Raw genomic sequence first — 18579 nt, 5'->3', positions numbered from 1 at the left:
ATTGGTTTAAGTAATCTCCGCATGAGCAAGCTACAACATTCGGCAAATTTATGCAATAAAAAAACCCGGAACACATGTCCCGGGTTCATTTGATATAATTGCACCAAGTAAATAAAGCGCATATAATATGAACAGTTATTCAGGCTTGCCTTCAGATGGAGCCGGCGCTGGCGCTGGACGCGGCTCTCTCGGCTGCTGAGGACGATCTTCCTTAGGACGATCCTCTCTCGGACGATCTTCTTTTGGTCCTGCATCAGCCTTCTTCTTAGCACCTTTTGGTGCGAAGATAGCGATCATACGCTTACCTTCCATTGTCGGCATACCTTCCAGGGCACCTACTTCTGCCAGCCTTTCAGCAAACTTCAGCAGAATCAGCTCACCACGCTCTTTAAACATAATCGCGCGGCCCTTGAACTGTACATATGTTTTAACCTTGTTACCATCTTTGAGGAACTTCTCAGCATGTTTAGCTTTGAAGTCAAAGTCATGGTCATCGGTATTTGGCGTAAAACGAATTTCCTTCACCTCGCTCTTATGAGCTTTCGCCTTCATCTCCTTTTCCTTCTTCTTCTTCTCGTAAAGGAACTTGTTATAGTCAATGATACGGCATACCGGAGGAGCGGCATTTGGAGAAATCTCAACCAGATCCAGTCCCTGCTCTTCTGCCATACGCAGGGCATCCTCTGTGCGATATACCCCCACCTCAATGTTCTCACCTACCAATCGCACTTCTGGCACACGTATCATTCTGTTCGTGCGGTGCTCTTGTTGTTGTTCTCTGCGAAAGTTAGGATTTCTACCCCTGTTGGGATTGTTGCTGTTAAAATTTGGTCTGGGTCCTTGTGGCATTAAAAAAAATAAAGTTACTAATTAATAATTGTCAGTATGTGGTCCATAGTCCACGAACAGAGTCTTATAAGATTGAATCTGCAGACCGTCATCTGTGATCTATGGACTATAAAGCAATTAACGTACCCGAAAATACAAAAGTTCAATTAGTTAAAAATATATTTTATGAGCTTTTGTATATAATTGTCTTATTCGAATGGCTTCCTGCTAACTACTTCCTCTTTTACAAGTGCTATAAATTGTTCCAGGTCCATCGCACCAAGATCGCCTTTCGCCTGTCTGCGTACTGCAACCTTGCTTTCAGCTGTTTCTTTCTCACCTAAAACGAGCATATAAGGTACTTTTGCAAGTTCAGTTTCCCTGATCTTCTTACCTATCTTCTCATTCCGGTCATCAATTTCTGCGCGAATTTCAGCATTTTTTAGTAATTCAGCGACTTTTTCTGCATAAGCCTGGTTCTTATCACTGATCGGCAGGATCTTCACCTGTGTCGGCGTCAGCCACAGCGGGAATTTACCACCACAATGCTCAATCAATACTGCAATGAAACGCTCCAGTGATCCGAATGGCGCGCGGTGAATCATTACCGGACGATGCTTCAGGTTATCCGCACCTACGTACTCCAGCTCGAAACGCTCAGGCAGGTTATAATCAACCTGGATAGTACCCAACTGCCATTTACGGCCCAGGGCATCTTTCACCATGAAGTCCAGCTTAGGTCCGTAGAACGCTGCTTCGCCATACTCTACTACTGTCTTCAGCCCTTTCTCTGCCGCTGAGTCAATAATAGCCTGCTCTGCCAGGTTCCAGTTTTCTTCTGTACCGATATATTTCGCTCTGTCTTCCTTATCACGCAGTGAAATCTGCGCAGTATAATCTGTGAAGTTCAGACTGTTAAACACATATAACACCAGGTCGATCACTTTGCAGAACTCTTCCTTTACCTGATCCGGGCGACAGAACAGGTGGGCGTCATCCTGAGTAAAGCCACGCACGCGTGTCAGGCCATGCAGCTCTCCATGTTGCTCATAACGATATACGGTACCAAATTCTGCAAAACGTACCGGCAAGTCTTTATAGCTCTTCGGACTGGCCTTATAGATCTCACAGTGATGAGGACAGTTCATCGGTTTCAGCATAAACTCCTCGCCCTCTTCAGGGGTATGGATCGGCTGAAAGCTGTCTTTACCGTATTTCTCATAGTGACCTGATGTAATATACAGGTTCTTATTACCGATATGCGGCGTTACTACCGGCATATATCCGCTTTCTATCTGCGCTTTCTGCAGGAAGTTCTGCAGGCGCTCGCGCAGCATCGCTCCTTTTGGCAGCCATAAAGGCAGACCAAGCCCTACCTTCTCAGAGAAAGTGAACAGTTCCAGTTCTTTACCCAGCTTACGGTGGTCACGTTTCTTCGCTTCTTCTACCAGGTGCAGGTATTCATCCAGCTCTTTCTGGGTAGGGAAAGTGATACCGTAAATACGGGTAAGCATCTTATTCTTCTCATTACCACGCCAGTAAGCGCCGGCAATGTTGGTCAGCTTAATCGCTTTGATAAAGCCAGTGTTCGGAATATGCGGTCCACGACATAAGTCCGTGAAGTTACCCTGTGTATAGAAAGAGATGGTACCATCCTGCAGGTCTCTGATCAGTTCCAGCTTGTACTCATCATTCTTTTCAGTAAAGTATTGCTCAGCTTCAGCTTTGCTGACTTCACGGCGCTCATATGCATTGCTCTGCTTCGCCAGTTCCGCCATCTTATCGCTGATCTTCTGGAGGTCCTCGTCGGAGATACTACGGCCTCCCAGGTCAATATCGTAATAGAACCCGTTTTCAATAGCAGGTCCGATACCAAATTTCACCCCGGGATACAGTGTCTCCAGCGCTTCCGCCATCAGGTGGGCAGAGGAATGCCACATGGTAGCTTTACCATCTGTATCTGTCCATGTCAATAACTGCAGAGTACCATCCGTTGTAATTGGCCGGGACGCATCCGTCACCTGACCATTAAATTTTGCGGCCAAAACTTTCCTTGCCAATCCCTCACTGATGGATTTGGCAACATCCATTGCAGTTACTCCTGCTTCATACTGACGAACTGCGCCATCCGGTAATGTAATGTTGATCATACGATTTGAGCTGTTATCCTACAGCTATTTGCTGTTTGCTTTTATGTTGATTTTAAATAGCCTATAAAATCGGCTTGCGAAGTTAAGAAAAATGACGGCATTTTGGTATATCAAATGTAATGAACATCACTGCATTCCTACCTCATATCGCTACTTTTAATAACGCAGACTGTCAGTTACCTCCACACAGCCTAACATTCCGTTACCAAAGTAAGGATTCTGTAATTTACTGCTTTTACTCATCCAGTACGCGCCCCGGTCATCAAAAGCCATAGAACAATACTGCCTGTAGACTGTCTGGCCCTTCAACCCTGTCACCTGCACAATGTCATACAACATGTCCGACACCATATTGAATCCCGCCCTTTTCTCTTCCAGATCCTTGTCGCCTGCTATACCGGTCAGTTCCGCACTGATACTGCCTGCCGCCGACCGGATCGCTTCCAGCTTCGCGGGATCCAGCTGCAATAACTGTAACGGCAAACTGTCCACATGCTGCTTCAGAACACCCGCCCATTTGTTAATATAAGTCGCATTGCTCTGCGAAAACCCTTCCGTCAGATCATAATACGCATCCATCGTTACCTGCAGCGAATCATAAAACTGCGCCGCATACGGCGCTTTCAATGGCGCTTCCTCCACTGCAGCAGCCTCGGTTTTTTTGGCAGATTCATTACAGGCAAGGAACCCAATGATTACCAGAAATATAGCTGACCTCATGTTTTACTGAACTTTTGGCTCCAAAGATAATCGAATCAGATGATAGAAGTGCCTCCACCTCTATGGACTCTCCCCGAAAAGCACTAACTTTGCACCTCTCAATTAATTTTCGCATGCTGATAGCACTACAGGATATCACTTTTGAGTTTGGCGCAAGGGTCATCGTTGAAGATTCTTCATGGCATATCGTACCCGGCGACCGCGTAGGTCTGATCGGCCTGAATGGAACTGGTAAATCCACCATCTTACGTGTCATCAACGGTGAATATACCGTTTCAAAAGGAAGTGTCAATAAGATCAAAAACCTTTCCCTCGGCTTCTTCAACCAGGACCTGCTCAGTTTTGAATCCGACGAGTCTATCCTCAATGTAGGCATGACTGCTTTTGAGGCAGCCCTCAAACTGGAGAAAGATATTGAACGTATTACCAAAGAACTGGAAACCAATGAAGCAGAAGCCCTGCTCATGGAATATGCCGACAAACTGCACGAGTTTGAAGCCCTCGATGGCTACAATATCCGGCATAAGACGGCCCAGGTACTAGAAGGCCTCGGCTTCTCCACTGCCGACCTGGAACGCCCCTACAGCCAGTTCTCCGGAGGCTGGCGTATGCGTGTTCTCCTGGCAAAACTGATCCTTCAGCAGCCGGATGTACTCATGCTCGATGAGCCGACCAACCACCTTGACCTCCCTTCCATCGAATGGCTGGAAAAGTACCTCCTGAGCTATAACGGCGCTGTCATCATCGTATCGCATGACCGCTTCTTCCTGGACCGAATGGTCAACAAAATCGTAGAACTCTACCAGCAGCAGTTACACCACTATGCCGGTAACTACGAAGACTACGAACAGGAAAAAGACCTGCGCCGCGAAATGCAGCAACGCGCCTATGAAAACCAGCAGGATTACATCCGTCAGCAGGAACGTTTCATTGAGCGATTCAAAGCAAAAGCATCCAAAGCTGCTCAGGCACAGAGTATTGCCAAACGCCTGGACAGACTCGAAAGAGTTGAACAGGTTGATAACGGCCCTTCCAAAATCCGTATCAACTTCACACCAGACAGAATGCCTGGTAAGATCATTACCACGCTGAATAACGTGACCAAGAAGTTTGGTAAGCTCACCATCCTCGAAAATGCCAGCGCAGAGATTAACCGTGGTGATAAAATAGCCCTCATCGGCGCAAACGGTAAAGGTAAATCCACCCTCCTCCGCGTCATCGCAGGTGTAGAACCTATGGAAGGCGAGCGTATCGGCGGTCACAACGTAGTGCCCAGCTTCTACGCACAGCACCAGCTGGAAAGCCTCGACCTGGGCAGCGAAATCCTCGATGAACTCAAAAACTTCGGCAGCGGCCGTACTGAAGTAGAACTCCGCGCCCTGCTGGGTTGCTTCCTCTTCACTGGCGACGACGTATATAAAAAGATCAAAATCCTCTCCGGAGGTGAGAAAGCACGTGTGGCACTGGCCAAAACTATCATCAGCCAGGCTAACTTCCTGCTGCTCGATGAGCCGACGAACCACCTGGATATGAACTCCGTACAAATGCTGATTGACGCGCTTGCTCAATACGATGGTACCTACGTACTCGTATCACATGACAGGTACTTCGTAAGCCAGACGGCCAACAAAATCTGGGAGATCGTAGACGGTGAAATCAAAGAATTTAAAGGTACCTATGCTGAATGGGAAGACTTTAAGAAACGTCAGGCCGAAGCTGCTAAACTGGCTGCGGGTGACAAAGGCGGTAACGAGTCAAAAAAAAAAGAAGTAAAGACAGAGCGACCAGCTAATAACAACAATAACAACGGCAATTCCGCTAAAAAAGACAGTACCACCGCCGCTCCTCAACAGAAAAATGTACCTTTTGACAAAGAAAAACAAAAGGAACTACAGAAATATAAACGTCAGTTCCAGCAACTGGAAGAACAACTGGCTAAAATGAACGAGAAGAAAGCAGGTATCGAAACTTCCATGAACAACCCGGACGTATACGCCGACAGGAAGAAATTCCAACAGCTCGAATCCGAATATAATCAGCTCAGCAAAGAACTGAAACAGGTGACGGAAGAATATGAGAAAGTCTTTGAAAAGCTCATGGAACTGGAATAGTCCTTTATCATAATACTACTGAACGCGCCTGCCGCTTTCAGCCCCGACGGGAAGTAAATATCAACGGTTATCTCTTACAGATGAACCCCGGATATTCACTTCCCGTCCTGTTTTTCAACAGCTTCCCGTAAAAGAAACAGTATTAAGCCTGACAGGAACAACCAATACTGCCGGCAAACTCGTAACTTCAGCCCGGAGAAACATATATATATTATTATGCAGCGCATACTCGTAGTAGAAGACGAAGTCAAAGTAGCTAATACTGTAAAGAAAGGACTGGAAGAGAATGGCTTTGAAGTAGACGTCGCCTATGATGGCCGTATGGGAAAAAGTCTTGCCGCCAGCAATAACTACGACCTGGTGATCCTCGACCTGAACCTTCCCCATGCCAATGGCTACGAGGTATGTGAAGTCATCCGCCGAAAAAACAATGCGGTCCCTATCATTATGCTCACCGCCCTCGGCGGCATGGACGATAAGATGCAAGCCTTTGAACTCGGTGCTGACGACTACCTCGTAAAACCCTTCGACTTCCGCGAGCTCATGGCCCGCATCCGCGTATTCCTGAAACGTGCCGGCTCCGAAATACAGGAAAATAACCAGTACAAAATCATCATCGGTGACCTCGAAATAGACCGCGAAAAGAAAGAAGTAACACGCGGTGGTAAAAAGATCGCTCTTACAGCTAAAGAATACCAGCTGCTGGAATTTCTCGCCCTCCATAAAGGAAAGGTCATCTCCAAACTCGTGATCGCCGAGAAAGTATGGGACATCGATTTTGATACAGGTACCAACGTCATAGAAGTCTATATGAACTTCCTCCGTAAAAAGATCGACAAAGATTTTGAAAACAAACTGCTCCATACCAAAACCGGAATGGGATATTACCTCGCCGAAGAGTGAAGATCAAATATAAAATAGCGCTCTCCTACTCTATTTCAGCATTCGTACTGCTGAATACTTTTGCGTTCCTGGCCTATTACTTCTCTTCTCAGTCCCGCAAAGCTGAATACCTGGAACGCCTGGAATACCGCGCCCGTTCCATCGCAAATGTCATTATTGAAGATGATTATGTAAGGGTAGACCTGCTACGTAAACTGGATAAAACTACCTTCCAGGATCTGTATAAGGAAACCATCCTGGTATACAATCCCTCCTACGACCTGCTATATTCCAATGTAAAAGACACGGCTATCCGTACCCCGCGCCGCCTGCTGGATTACATCAAAAAAAACGGTGAATACAGCCATGAGCGTGATAATGGTGAGCTGGTCGGCGTATACTACACGGAAGGCTCCGTTTCGGTCATCGTACTCGTCACCTCCTTCGATAAATACGGTTTCCAGAACCTGCAGAATCTTCGCCAGATACTGATCATAGAGATTGTCGTGGCCATCATCCTGCTGGTCATAGTAGGCTATTTCTTTGCTAAAAGGATGGTCCAGCCTATCGACAAACTGGTACAACAGGTACAAACTATCAATGCCAGTAACCTGCAAGGCATGACCGTCGATGCCAAAGGGAAAGACGAAATTGCACAACTGGGCGCAAACTTTAATACGATGCTCGTCAGGCTCAGCGACGCCTTTGACCTCCAGAAGAGCTTTGTCAGTAATGCTTCACATGAATTAAGAACGCCGCTGGCTGCTATTATCAGCCAGTTACAGGTAGCCTTGTCTAAAGACAGAAGTAAAGAAGTATATATTGATGTGCTCAATTCCGTACTGGAAGACGCCCGGCATCTCTCCGACCTTAGCAATGGCCTGCTGCAGCTGGCGCAGTCAGGAATGGATGAAAGACAGTTCATTTCCACCGAAATCAGGATTGACGAACTGCTGCTGGATATGAGTAATCTGATCAAACTCAAACATGGCCCTGCCGCTCCGGGTAGCGAACTGCAAAAGTCATCCAGAATAGATATCGACTTTCTCCGCCTGCCAGAGCAGGACACAGACCTGATCTGCGAAGGCAATGAAAGCCTATTGAAAGTATTGTTTCTCAATCTATTAGATAATGCCCTGAAATACTCCGCCGATAATACTGCCTACGTAACCATTAATTTTACTGCCGATCATGTGCTGGTGCAGGTAAAAGATAATGGTATCGGCATTCCTGCTGACGAACTAAGTAAAATATTTGAACCTTTTTACCGCGCTACTAACTCTCACCAGGTACGTGGTCATGGTCTCGGACTATCCATCTGTAAAAAGATTGCCCAACTGCACCATGGAGAAATATCCGCTATCTCCGCTCCTGGCAAGGGAACAACCTTTACGGTCGAGTTGCCACACCGACAATAAACCACACGCCCACCCCGACATTTTAAGGTTATTTTAATTGCCTTTAAAGGCTCCTTTAAGTGAGATTGCAGAGCTTTGCTTCAATTCTGAATAACGTCATGAAATGCAATCTTCCTCTTATCGTCTTTCTCGCAGCAGGTCTTACCCTGTCTGCCTGCAGACATTCTGAGATCGAGGAAGGCGCTACTGACAAGACGTTTGTACTCAGCGATACCATGCTTGAAACAATCAGGATTGACACCGCCAGCCTGAAGCCAGTTGAAAAAGAACTACAGCTACCGGGAAAAGTGATTGTGAATAGCAGGTATAAGCAGAAAACGGATGTACTGATTGATGTTGCGGAGGCTGACCTGGAAAGTGTGAAAGAGGGATATGAAGCACAGATTGTGACCGAAAGTCTGCCGGAAAAAGTGTTCTATGGAAAAGTAGAATATGTATACCCGCCGAATGAAGCTAGTACCGGCCGGCTTAGTATCGTACTGAATGATCCGGAAGAATTGCTGAAGCCGGATATGAAAGCAGCTGTAACTGTGCATTGTGACGAAGGCGATGATATGATTGCCATTCCGGAGACGGCCGTTATTGCTGACCATAGTAAGAACTTCGTGCTGGTATTCAAAGATAAGTACAACATCCAGGTAAGAGAAATTGTGACGTACACCACGGCAGGAGCTATCACTTATATCCTGAGTGGACTGGATGCAGGCGAGAATGTCATTTCTGCTCATCAACGGCAGATATACGACGCATTAAGTGATAATTAAAGTTGATCATCAAGGTTTTAGTTCGCATATAGGTTGATAGAATGGACATGCAAACAGAAATCTTACAGGTGTCTTCATTTGTTTGAAACTGTTCTACATGCTCAATTACTCCGCCCCGCCGCACAAGATACAACGCGGGGCGGTTTTTTGTTTGTACCACTGCCCACGCTCCCCGAAATCAACAATCAGATGAATTGGCACAGCGCCGGTAAATAACAAGGCTGGTTTTCGGCTAAGCTTTCACATCCTCCCCTCTTCATAAGTACATGTAAAGGTTACCTCAATATCCCTGGGATATACAAGTGAACTTGACATGTACTATTGATACCGGATCGCTGTAAAAACTATAGCAGTACTAAACCCTAACTTTACATTCGTACACCTCAAAATTGATCATTATGGCTATTGTAAAAGACAATATACTGCTGCAACTTGTGCGCGGCTCCATCGGTAAACTGGTCACGATCTATGAACGGAACGGACAGATTATTATGGCGAAAAAACGCGGTCCATCCAACAGGAAGCCCACTGCCAGGCAGTTAGAGGCCAGGCACAGGATGACGCTGGCCGCTGCATATGCATCTCAACTGCTCAGTGATCCGGAGATCAAAGCCTATTATGCCTCTCTGGCAGGACCCGGACAAAATGCTTATAATATGGCGGTGAAGGACGCCTACCGCTCTCCTGAGATTCAACAGATAAGGATACAGGATCAGGAAGTAGTGGTAACAGCAAAAGATGAATTTCGCGTAGCGGAGGTAAAAGTGCAGATAATTGACAATGAAGGCGTTGTTACTGAAAACGGCACTGCTGTTGTAGGCCGCAACGGCGTAGACTGGTACTATAAAACGGCCGCACTGCCCCCTGGAGGTACAGTGCGCGTGGTAGCAGTGAATTTGCCTGGAATGAATACTGTCAGGGAACTACTTATTACTTAAATAAGCATATAGGCGTCGAATATAACAGCAGGTATGAGCATGCCGCAGCAAATATATTGTTCAGTTACGCAGACTGATCCCGCATGCTATTCTTATAATTTCCCCGCATAGGCTAACAAAAAAGCGCCTTCACTATCGTGAAAGCGCTCGTAAACAATCCTATATTCTGATGACTATGATTTTTTTTCGCGTTCCAGCCGCGGACGTAACCGCTGCTTGCTTTTATTGAAGATCATCTGGCCTTTGTCCACGCCTTTCCTGATCTGCTCTCTTTCTTCTTCAGGCAGATGCAACACTGACTGGCATTGACTGCTACAGGTGCCTTCATACTTAGCTGCACATTCCTCACACTGGATAAACAACAGGTGACAGGCATCATTGCTACAATTCGTATGTGCGTCACAGGGTTTACCACACTGGTGACACTTACTGATCACTTCATCGGTTATACGTTCTCCCAGACGATCGTCAAATACGAAGTTTTTACCTTTGAATTTGATAGGCAATCCCTGCTGTTTCGCTTTGTTGGTGTATTCTATGATACCGCCTTCCAGGTGGAACACATTCTTAAACCCCTTGTGTAACATGTAGGCAGAAGCCTTTTCGCACCTGATACCGCCGGTACAGTACATGACGATGTTCTTTTCCTTCTGATCTTTCAACATATCCACCGCCATAGGCAGCTGCTCACGGAAAGTATCGGAAGGTACTTCTATTGCATTCTGGAAATGCCCTACTTCATATTCGTAGTGGTTACGCATGTCTACGATGATGGTATCAGGATCGTCGGTAAGTGTGTTGAAGCTTTTGGCATCCAGGTACTTACCTCTGTTAGAGATATCAAATGTCGGATCTTCAATACCATCTGCCACAATCTTGTCGCGTACCTTGATCTTCAGTACCCAGAAGGACTTGCCGTCGTCATCTACTGCGACGTTAAGGCGGATGCCATTCAGGAAGTCATACGAATAAAGCACGTCGCGGAAAGCGTCAACATTGTGCTCAGGTACACTGATCTGTGCGTTGATCCCCTCATGTGCAACGTAAATTCGTCCGAACACACCTAATTGATACAGGCGCTCGTATAATTCGTTGCGGAAAGCAGTAGGATCCTGGATTTTTGCGTACTGATAAAAGGAGATAGTGGTGCGGTGAAACGTCTCAGCCGCCAGCCGAACCCTTAGTTCGGCAGCAGATACTCTGTTATGTAATGCCATTTTCTTTGTTGAGAAATTTTAAGAACACATGCCTGGTGAGCAAAATTTCATTGTCTTACCTCTCCGGTCTCTGTCGCCGGGATGTCTTCGATTTACTGTGAGGACTTCCTGGAACGCTTTTCCGGTTTGGCTTTGCAAAGATAGCAAAACTTGAGTAACTGATAACTGACTGTGGTCAGGCATAGCCGGCAGAACAGCAGTTTACGATGCTATTTCTGCTGATATTGGTCAGCCTATATATAGTAGGTAATTAATATTCACTTTGCCATACTTCCATCTCGCGGGACCAGTCATACAGGATGGCAGTCATATAATAGGCCGCAGCGCTGATTACCAGCACATAACCAGCAAACCCGATGGTCATAAACTCAGGAGAGGCAGTCCATTCGTTTACTTCTGCTACATAGGCAACGGTCGCCATGAGGATACCGAGAATGAATGCGATGAATGCAATTCTTTTCATAAGGGATACTTTAGTGAAATTCACATGAAAGTGTTAGACGATACACACGTAAACTGGCTCAAAATGTGTTTACATAACCTATAACAGGTGAAATAATAAAATTGTTCAGGTAGGTGATGACATATCCTAACCTTTGTAACTATTTGATTATAATCTTATATAAATAAATTCTAAGACTTGGCACTCTTTTTGAAATTAAGGAGTTGGACAAGCAAATAGAGTTTAACCCAAAAATGTTAATTTATGAGTACAGTTTTTCTCTACATCTTTTACTTTATAGTCGGTTTATGGATATACCGTCTTCTGGCTTACTTCTACGATCGCGATCCGAAGGAGAGCTATAAGGCAAGAAAAGAAAGATTTTAAGTATGTAGGGAAAGTCGATTTTCGGGGCTTTCCCTTTTTACTGCGCGATGTCGTCCTGTTGTGGTCTGATAAATCCACCAAACAGGCCGCCAAATCCAACCCTCACCCCTATGCGGGTATCTTCTTTACTTTGATAGCCGGCAATTACATCAACGCGTATTACCTTCAGAATATTTTCCAGTCCGGCAAAAACTTCTACATAGTTATTGTCCCGGTTCACGTAAAACGCATTTGAACCAGCCACCAGGTTCCACTTTAACCGGTTGAACAAAGGTATCTTATTGGTTAACAATCCATTAAAGTGATGTTCAACATTTGCGGCACCAAACACGGCTGCCGTGTTACTGTACCGGTAATAGGGAGCCAGCTGGAAGCTGTTCAGGTATTTGATATTATAAAACATCTGATTTCCATTGAAATGCTGGTAATCAGGGATGTCAACCTGCTTACTATTGAGGAATCCGCCTGCCCCAAAACGATACTTAAATTCCCCGAGTAACCGGAGATTGATATTATCTTTCACCTCTACATTCCACTTATCAAAGTCTGCGTCGCTACCGGCAATTTTAGGAATGCCCTTACTATATGCTATTCTGAACACCGGATATTTTGAACCAATGGCTACTTTTCTGTCAGGCAACTCAATAAACCTTTGTCCCGGTTGGAAAGAGAAAGCCAGGTTCAGTACCAGCGCCTGGTTCCTTTCAAAAGGAACTCCGGCCAGTTCGTAGGGATGATTGGGAAGCAGTTGCTTGCTGCTATCCTTGCGGAAACTGAAGTCTGTGGTATTCTGTAGAGGTATCCTGTCTTCGTACGATAGTCCTGCCGAGATAACAGCGCTACTTTGGAACCTCCTGCGGAAGCGTAATTCGCCAAACCAATTCTCATACAACTTCATATAGTTATCCTTAAATAATAAGGTGTAGAAGATATTGGCGATGGGCGACACCGGATTATCCCGGTTAAACTGGGACACGCGCTTGCCGCCTCCTGCTGTCCAGGTGTTATATCCATGGCGGCCAGCCAGTCTTGCTTCCTTACCCCATGACACGAACGTGTAAGCATTAAGATGGCCATTGCTGAATCCATACCGAAAACGGGGAATTACGCGTAATTGTTGGTTGCCGGGAAGGCTGAAGTTCACTTCCGGTTCCACACTCAGTACCACTCCTTCCACAGTATTGTATTCCATCTGGCTTAATAAAGACTTCATACTGAGCACGTGTGCGTATATACCGGTATCTCTTCTGAAGTAAAAATTATGCTCCGCGCCCCCCAGGCTATATAATATCTGTCCGGGTTTGACAGGTGACTGCCGGGCTTTCAGGGTATCCAGCCGCCATTGTGAACGGGCGCTGTCCTTTCTGGCGATGGCAATACTATCTTTCTTTCTGAAATCTGTTAGTTCTTCCGGCTCCAGAGGTACCGGACGAATGCTGTCCCAGTAGGCCAGCTCCTTACTATCGAAGGCAGTATCGTACCGCATAATCGTACGGTCGAAGTATTTTTTGGAGAATCCGGGGTTCAGGTTATAATTGGAGTACACATTCACAAAGCTACCTGCCACATTAAATCCGAACTGTTTGATAGTGACGTTGATGACCTGATCTTTAGTACGCCACACGTCTGCATTTACAGGTACATGTATCTGGGTGATGTGGAGCGTATCCATTATCTCCAGCTGATATTCCTGCGTAACCATGAGATCTACGCTATGAATGCGCCAGTCATTATCAGTAATAAATATATAGCCTGAAAAGAGTGGTTCGTATTTACGACGGGGTATTACTTTGATCTTATTGACAGTCTTACCGTCATCCTGGAATACGCCTTCCAGTCTGTATTTATAATAGAACAAGGCATTCTCAGAGATCGGCGAGATATACCCCCGTTTACTGAATTGTGAGACCATTGCCGTCACATTGTTCTCGTAGAAATCGATAAATGCCGGGAAGCTGAAACCAAAGCCTCCCCCACTCTGGCGGGCAGACAATACCTCTACTTTCACATCATCGGGTCTTCTAACTGCAACCTTGGTCATAGATTCAGACAGGAACAATACGCCTGTGCGCGAGGAGTCGAGGCCCATTTCTTCAACATCCTGCGCTCCTATCTTCTTACCCAGAAAACTACCGGGCATATCTCTCATTTTGAAGACACCTTTGATATAGTCGTTACAGGTATATTCTTTTACCTGGTCCAGGTAGAAGCTACGTTTCCTGATAGCCTGGCGGATAATGGCGTAGGCAGGATCTTCTCCACCAGATTTCACAATGACTTCCTTTATCTGCAGACTAAGCGGCGACAGGGTGAAGTTGATCACCTGATCTTCGGCGGTCATCGTCACCTGCTGTTCTGATTTTTTATAGCCCATATACTGGCAGACAAGCGTATAGTTGCCAGCCGGTACGTCCAGGTGGAACTGTCCGGCAGCGTTGGTAGTGGTACCGTTGGTTGTTCCTTTAATAAACACGGAGGCAAATGGTAACGCATCATTTTTATCATTGGTTACCTTACCACGTATGATGCCCGCCTGAGAGTAATGGAAGATCGTGAGCAGCACAAGTGTCAGTAAAAGTCTGGGCATATTGGAGAATTACGATCCGCTCTGCTGCATCAACAGCAGAACTGACCAAATAAAAATAGGTTGTTTATGCGTGAGTTGCTACGGGCTTTGCCACAGCAACAGGCTTTTTCTTATATCTTAGATAACTACCTGTCAGTCCGCCGAAGCCGGCTACCAGTCCGCCAATAAAGGCACTGATTACACCTATAAGAATAGGATTTTTCACTTTTATGATCAGTTCACTCATTCTGTTTGCCAGGATATGATCATTCTGAATGTCTTTAAAGAATGCGAGCGCCAGCCATAACAGGAATACAGCGATAAAGCCGTTGAGGAATGACCGTAGTGGAGGTAATGGGATGAGTACAGCTACAAGGAATGCAGCGACAGCTACTGTCCACCAGGGAAAGAGGTAACCGCCCAGGTAACTGAGCACAATGATGAGTATAAAGCGAGGAACAGATTTCATATATGAAAGATAAGAAAATGTATGATGAAATGATCAGGATAAAGCGGGAATGGGATAACTGTTCTTTCTTACAATCAGGAAGCGGGGTATGAAGATACCGGGAGGTGTTTATTCCTCCCGGTGTAATAATATTATTTACTGTTTTCCAGTGCCTGAAGGATGTCTTCCAGGATATCCTGTGCATTTTCCAGACCTACAGAAATTCGGATCAGTCCTGGTGTGATACCTACTTTGGCACGTTCTTCATCGGTCAGTTTAGCATGGGTGGTGCTAGAGGGATGAGAAGCGATACTTCTGCTATCGCCGAGATTAGCGGTGAGCGTCAGCATCTTCAGTGCATCGAGGAAACGGGTACCGCTTTGCAGGCCACCTTTCAGTTCAAAGCATACGATACCTCCGCCGCCGGTCATTTGCTTTTTGGCGATGGCATGCTGCGGGTGGCTTTCCAGCATAGGGTATTTCACCCAGGTGATATGCGGGTTGCCTTCCAGTGCTTTTGCGATGGCCAGTGCACTTTCTGAATGGCGCGCCATACGGATATGCAGGGTTTCGAGGCTTTTGCTGAGCACCCAGGCATTAAACGGAGACATAGCCGGGCCGGTGCTGCGGCAGAAGGTATGTACTTCTTTGATCAGGTCTTTGCGGCCTACTACGACACCACCCAGTACACGTCCCTGCCCGTCCATCCATTTGGTGGCGGAGTGAGTAACGATATGAGCACCTTGTTCGATAGGGCGTTGCAATACCGGCGTAGCAAAGCAGTTATCTACGTTGAGGATCACGTTGTGCTTATTGGCAATATCTGCCAGCAGTTGCATGTCTACTATCTCCAGCCCTGGATTGGATGGCGTCTCTACGAAGATCATTTTTGTATTTGGCTTGATCAGCGCTTCAACAGTTTCGGGCTTGTTGATATCGAAATAACTATATTCTATGCCCCACTTAGGCAGAAACTTCGTGATTATAGTGTGCGTAGAACCAAAGATGGAGCTGGCGGATATGAGGTGATCGCCGGCACCCATCAGGGCCATAAAGCTGGCAAATACAGCGCTCATACCAGAGGCGGTAGCAAAACCGGCTTCAGCACCTTCGAGCGCACACACTTTCTGTACAAATTCATCTACGTTGGGATTGCTGAAACGGGTATAGATATTATTATCTGTTTCGTCAGCAAAGGTGGCGCGCATTTCTTCGGCGTTGTCGTAGGTGAAGCTGGACGTGAGGAATAATGGCGTGGAGTGTTCCATCTGCCATGTCTTTTCTGTCTGGATCCTTACTGCGTTGGTCTCTGGCCGGTATTGGTTTTTCTCCATCGGTATTAACTGATATAATGGTATATAAAAATGATATTACCCGTTCACCTTTGTTTCCCAGGTGAGGTCTCCTCCGGCTCTGCGCAGGGTTTCTGCTACGGAGCAATATTTGGTCATGGAAAGTTCCACTGCGCGGGCTGCTTTATCAGGATCTACGTCTCCGCTGATATGAAAAATCACATGGACTTTTTCCCATATAGAAGGTTCTTTGCCCTTTTCTCTCTCTCCGTCGATTTCGATACGGAAATCTGTAACTTCCTGACGTTGTTTTTTCAGGATCATGGCTACGTCAATAGCAGAGCAACCGCCGAGGCCCATGAGGAGCATCTGCATCGGTCTGACGCCATTGTTTTTACCACCATTTTCAACGGAAGAATCCATCTGCACTGTATGTCCGCCTTCATCAACTGCTTCCATATTGAACGCATCATCTAGTCTCTTGAGTGATATCTTCATTTGCTGCTAAATTATATTCCAAAGATACTTAGTACGCAGCCAAATCCCAAATGCCCCTTTATAGCAAAGTCATTATGCATTAAGCATATTTTAACTTAGCTTTGCGCAAATTTTTCCGGGGCATTGACAGTACATAACTTCCATAGCAAACAGCCTTTTATCCTAGAATCCGGTGCAGTGCTGCCGGAACTGAACATTGCTTATCATACGTATGGTACGCTCAATAGTACAGCTGATAATGTGGTATGGGTATGCCATGCCCTGACGGCCAATTCTGATGTAAAAGACTGGTGGAAGGGGTTGATAGACAATGGTCATGCCATTGACCCGGAGCACGATTTTATTGTTTGCGCCAATATACTGGGGTCTTGTTATGGTACCTCTGGTCCCTTATCTGTGAATCCCCAAACCGGCGAACCTTATTTCCATACCTTCCCGCTGATTACCGTGCGGGATATGGTTAGCGCGCACGTACTGCTGCGCAAACACCTGGGCATCAGCCAGATTAAGTTGCTGATGGGAGGCTCAATGGGCGGTTACCAGGCATTGGAATGGGCATTGCTGGAGCCCGCTGTGATACAGCGCCTCTGCCTGCTTTGCACCGGTGCATCCGAAAGTCCCTGGAGTATAGCCATACATACCGCCCAGCGGTTAGCAATACAGGCCGATCAGACGTGGAACGACAACTCCTTCGCCGCCGGGGCGCAGGGACTGAAAGCAGCACGTGCCATTGGCATGCTTACCTACAGGAACTACCAAACCTTCGTACGTACCCAGGCTGACCCGGACAATGAAAAGACAGATCACTTCCGTGCATCTTCCTATATTGAGTACCAGGGCGACAAACTGGTAAAGCGCTTCAATGCTCAATCTTACTGGGTGTTGAGCAAAGCAATGGATAGCCATAATATATCCCGTGGCCGCCATACAGATCTTGCCGGCGCGTTATCCAGCGTGTCCCAGCCAGCACTGATCATTGGTATTACCAGTGATATTCTTTGTCCGCCGGAAGAACAGCTCTTCCTCTCCCAACACATCCCACAGGCTACTTACCACGAAATAGACTCCACCTACGGGCATGATGGCTTTTTGATTGAACATGAAAAGATCAATAAGCTGTTACTATCCTGGCTGGAAGAAAGGTAACAGGTTGCACACAAATGGCCGCTTTACTATGATTGCGTGTAATGAATACCTGCCTGCTTGATAAGCGCAGGATAATTTTCTATGCGAATACCTAATGTCTATAGTATTGCTGCTACCAGCATGAGCAGACACTATGACTTCCCATCCTCAGCGCATGCACATTTACGTAAGATCGGTTACCGGCTGGTTACCCCAAGGCGTGCATATTTCATGCACTGACAAGCTGTAATTTATGCCCGCTGTATGGCGGGTTAAAATCCCATTAAAAAGGGCTTAAAGTTCGTTAAGCGCAGACATATTGTAATAACCCGCATCTATATTTGTATTGTTATTATCATGGCCAGGTTATTTGCATACATATTACTCTTTGTACACGTCAACACGACTATGTTCGTTCCGGTGGCGGATGAGAGAGACGTATATGATGCGTGCGGCCGTCAGATCAATGATATTAATACCTTTCTCGGATTGATCGATCAGGTAATCCTTGGCAATACAGCAATTACGACACAGGATGAAGACGATGATCTTGCGCATTATTTTACCGGCAGCACAGGAGTAACCTGTTTTGTGTCGAACATGCAGGAAATCGTATTAACAAGAGAAGAGCCATCAACCGTAGACCTTGCAGTAGCCTTCCCCAGGTTGCAGGTGCAGAAAGTAAGTTCCATTGCCTACGATATTCTGACGCCCCCTCCGGAAGCCAGAATAAATATACCTTCTTAAGATCTGCTAATATGCGAGCCTGTTAGACAACTGCAATCGGTTGACT

17 protein-coding genes are annotated in these 18579 nt (G+C 46.2%); 8 read left to right on the top strand and 9 right to left on the bottom strand.

The annotated features are described in order from the left end of the window. Nucleotides 1-135 precede the first annotated feature (135 nt). From infC to K1Y79_RS20635, 3 genes are all read right to left on the bottom strand, one after another. Nucleotides 136-849 (bottom strand): translation initiation factor IF-3, encoded by a 714-nt coding sequence (gene infC, locus K1Y79_RS20645; protein ID WP_220252093.1) that lies wholly within the window; start codon nt 847-849, stop codon nt 136-138. A 188-nt stretch (nt 850-1037) separates the two neighbouring features. Then, nucleotides 1038-2978 carry a threonine--tRNA ligase gene (gene thrS / locus K1Y79_RS20640; RefSeq protein WP_220252092.1) on the bottom strand — a complete coding sequence of 647 codons (1941 nt, stop codon included), beginning with the start codon at nt 2976-2978 and terminating at the stop codon, nt 1038-1040. A gap of 156 nt (nt 2979-3134) precedes the next feature. Next, nucleotides 3135-3698 (bottom strand): DUF3347 domain-containing protein, encoded by a 564-nt coding sequence (locus K1Y79_RS20635; RefSeq protein ID WP_220252091.1) that lies wholly within the window; start codon nt 3696-3698, stop codon nt 3135-3137. 113 nt (nt 3699-3811) lie between these two features. Here K1Y79_RS20635 and K1Y79_RS20630 point away from each other — a divergent pair, with 113 nt between their 5' ends. The 5 genes from K1Y79_RS20630 to K1Y79_RS20610 all read left to right on the top strand — a co-directional run bounded on the left by K1Y79_RS20630 (nt 3812) and on the right by K1Y79_RS20610 (nt 9811). Further along, entirely contained in the window at nt 3812-5809 is a 1998-nt protein-coding gene (locus tag K1Y79_RS20630) for an ABC-F family ATP-binding cassette domain-containing protein (protein ID WP_220252090.1), read from the top strand. A gap of 216 nt (nt 5810-6025) precedes the next feature. After that, nucleotides 6026-6712 (top strand): response regulator transcription factor, encoded by a 687-nt coding sequence (locus K1Y79_RS20625; RefSeq protein ID WP_220252089.1) that lies wholly within the window; start codon nt 6026-6028, stop codon nt 6710-6712. Continuing rightward, complete coding sequence (locus tag K1Y79_RS29435) at nt 6709-8109, top strand: HAMP domain-containing sensor histidine kinase (protein ID WP_220252088.1); 1401 nt, start codon at nt 6709-6711, stop codon at nt 8107-8109. Before K1Y79_RS20625 ends, K1Y79_RS29435 begins: the two co-directional genes overlap by 4 nt. Before the next feature lie 98 nt (nt 8110-8207). After that, nucleotides 8208-8873, top strand: a complete 666-nt coding sequence (locus K1Y79_RS20615) for an efflux RND transporter periplasmic adaptor subunit (protein WP_220252087.1) — start codon at nt 8208-8210, stop codon at nt 8871-8873. A gap of 398 nt (nt 8874-9271) precedes the next feature. After that, nucleotides 9272-9811, top strand: a complete 540-nt coding sequence (locus tag K1Y79_RS20610) for a hypothetical protein (RefSeq protein WP_220252086.1) — start codon at nt 9272-9274, stop codon at nt 9809-9811. Nucleotides 9812-9984: 173 nt separating this feature from the next. On the opposite strand, the gene trhO is transcribed toward K1Y79_RS20610, so the two are convergent. Continuing rightward, entirely contained in the window at nt 9985-11028 is a 1044-nt protein-coding gene (gene trhO, locus K1Y79_RS20605) for an oxygen-dependent tRNA uridine(34) hydroxylase TrhO (protein ID WP_220252085.1), read from the bottom strand. A gap of 250 nt (nt 11029-11278) precedes the next feature. Then, a complete protein-coding gene (locus K1Y79_RS20600) occupies nt 11279-11491 on the bottom strand; it encodes a hypothetical protein (RefSeq protein ID WP_220252084.1) in 213 nt (70 codons plus the stop codon). 243 nt (nt 11492-11734) lie between these two features. Between K1Y79_RS20600 and K1Y79_RS29305 the strand changes: the two genes are divergently transcribed. Further along, nucleotides 11735-11857, top strand: a complete 123-nt coding sequence (locus tag K1Y79_RS29305) for a hypothetical protein (protein WP_262903183.1) — start codon at nt 11735-11737, stop codon at nt 11855-11857. A gap of 37 nt (nt 11858-11894) precedes the next feature. On the opposite strand, the gene K1Y79_RS20595 is transcribed toward K1Y79_RS29305, so the two are convergent. The 4 genes from K1Y79_RS20595 to K1Y79_RS20580 form a co-directional block, all read right to left on the bottom strand. Then, complete coding sequence (locus tag K1Y79_RS20595) at nt 11895-14444, bottom strand: DUF5686 family protein (protein WP_220252083.1); 2550 nt, start codon at nt 14442-14444, stop codon at nt 11895-11897. 64 nt (nt 14445-14508) lie between these two features. Then, complete coding sequence (locus K1Y79_RS20590) at nt 14509-14892, bottom strand: hypothetical protein (protein ID WP_220252082.1); 384 nt, start codon at nt 14890-14892, stop codon at nt 14509-14511. Between the two features lie 131 nt (nt 14893-15023). Further along, complete coding sequence (locus tag K1Y79_RS20585; RefSeq protein WP_220252081.1) at nt 15024-16205, bottom strand: trans-sulfuration enzyme family protein; 1182 nt, start codon at nt 16203-16205, stop codon at nt 15024-15026. Between the two features lie 36 nt (nt 16206-16241). Continuing rightward, the gene (locus K1Y79_RS20580) at nt 16242-16661 is read right to left on the bottom strand and encodes an OsmC family protein (protein ID WP_220252080.1); all 420 of its coding nucleotides are present in this window, start codon (nt 16659-16661) and stop codon (nt 16242-16244) included. 123 nt (nt 16662-16784) lie between these two features. Between K1Y79_RS20580 and metX the strand changes: the two genes are divergently transcribed. Together metX and K1Y79_RS20570 are read left to right on the top strand one after the other, a co-directional pair. Further along, nucleotides 16785-17807 (top strand): homoserine O-acetyltransferase MetX, encoded by a 1023-nt coding sequence (gene metX / locus K1Y79_RS20575; RefSeq protein ID WP_220252079.1) that lies wholly within the window; start codon nt 16785-16787, stop codon nt 17805-17807. 336 nt (nt 17808-18143) lie between these two features. Then, a complete protein-coding gene (locus K1Y79_RS20570; protein WP_220252078.1) occupies nt 18144-18533 on the top strand; it encodes a hypothetical protein in 390 nt (129 codons plus the stop codon). Nucleotides 18534-18579: the final 46 nt, after the last annotated feature.

Origin of the sequence: Chitinophaga rhizophila, from assembly GCF_019492185.1 — a bacterium.
In the GTDB taxonomy this organism is placed as follows: domain Bacteria; phylum Bacteroidota; class Bacteroidia; order Chitinophagales; family Chitinophagaceae; genus Chitinophaga; species Chitinophaga rhizophila.
Note: the sequence above shows the minus strand (reverse complement) of the source record. Positions and strands in the feature narration are given on the sequence as shown.

Excerpts from the sequence above, each read along its gene's own strand:
- K1Y79_RS20580 (WP_220252080.1), bottom strand. The coding sequence starts at position 16,661 with ATGAAGATATCACTCAAGAGACTAGATGATGCGTTCAATATGGAAGCA.
- K1Y79_RS20630 (WP_220252090.1), top strand. The coding sequence starts at position 3,812 with ATGCTGATAGCACTACAGGATATCACTTTTGAGTTTGGCGCAAGGGTC.
- K1Y79_RS20600 (WP_220252084.1), bottom strand. The coding sequence starts at position 11,491 with ATGAAAAGAATTGCATTCATCGCATTCATTCTCGGTATCCTCATGGCG.
- K1Y79_RS20615 (WP_220252087.1), top strand. The coding sequence starts at position 8,208 with ATGAAATGCAATCTTCCTCTTATCGTCTTTCTCGCAGCAGGTCTTACC.
- K1Y79_RS20635 (WP_220252091.1), bottom strand. The coding sequence starts at position 3,698 with ATGAGGTCAGCTATATTTCTGGTAATCATTGGGTTCCTTGCCTGTAAT.
- K1Y79_RS20590 (WP_220252082.1), bottom strand. The coding sequence starts at position 14,892 with ATGAAATCTGTTCCTCGCTTTATACTCATCATTGTGCTCAGTTACCTG.
- K1Y79_RS20625 (WP_220252089.1), top strand. The coding sequence starts at position 6,026 with ATGCAGCGCATACTCGTAGTAGAAGACGAAGTCAAAGTAGCTAATACT.
- K1Y79_RS20585 (WP_220252081.1), bottom strand. The coding sequence starts at position 16,205 with ATGGAGAAAAACCAATACCGGCCAGAGACCAACGCAGTAAGGATCCAG.
- K1Y79_RS20570 (WP_220252078.1), top strand. The coding sequence starts at position 18,144 with ATGGCCAGGTTATTTGCATACATATTACTCTTTGTACACGTCAACACG.
- trhO (WP_220252085.1), bottom strand. The coding sequence starts at position 11,028 with ATGGCATTACATAACAGAGTATCTGCTGCCGAACTAAGGGTTCGGCTG.
- thrS (WP_220252092.1), bottom strand. The coding sequence starts at position 2,978 with ATGATCAACATTACATTACCGGATGGCGCAGTTCGTCAGTATGAAGCA.
- K1Y79_RS29305 (WP_262903183.1), top strand. The coding sequence starts at position 11,735 with ATGAGTACAGTTTTTCTCTACATCTTTTACTTTATAGTCGGTTTATGG.
- K1Y79_RS20595 (WP_220252083.1), bottom strand. The coding sequence starts at position 14,444 with ATGCCCAGACTTTTACTGACACTTGTGCTGCTCACGATCTTCCATTAC.
- K1Y79_RS20610 (WP_220252086.1), top strand. The coding sequence starts at position 9,272 with ATGGCTATTGTAAAAGACAATATACTGCTGCAACTTGTGCGCGGCTCC.
- infC (WP_220252093.1), bottom strand. The coding sequence starts at position 849 with ATGCCACAAGGACCCAGACCAAATTTTAACAGCAACAATCCCAACAGG.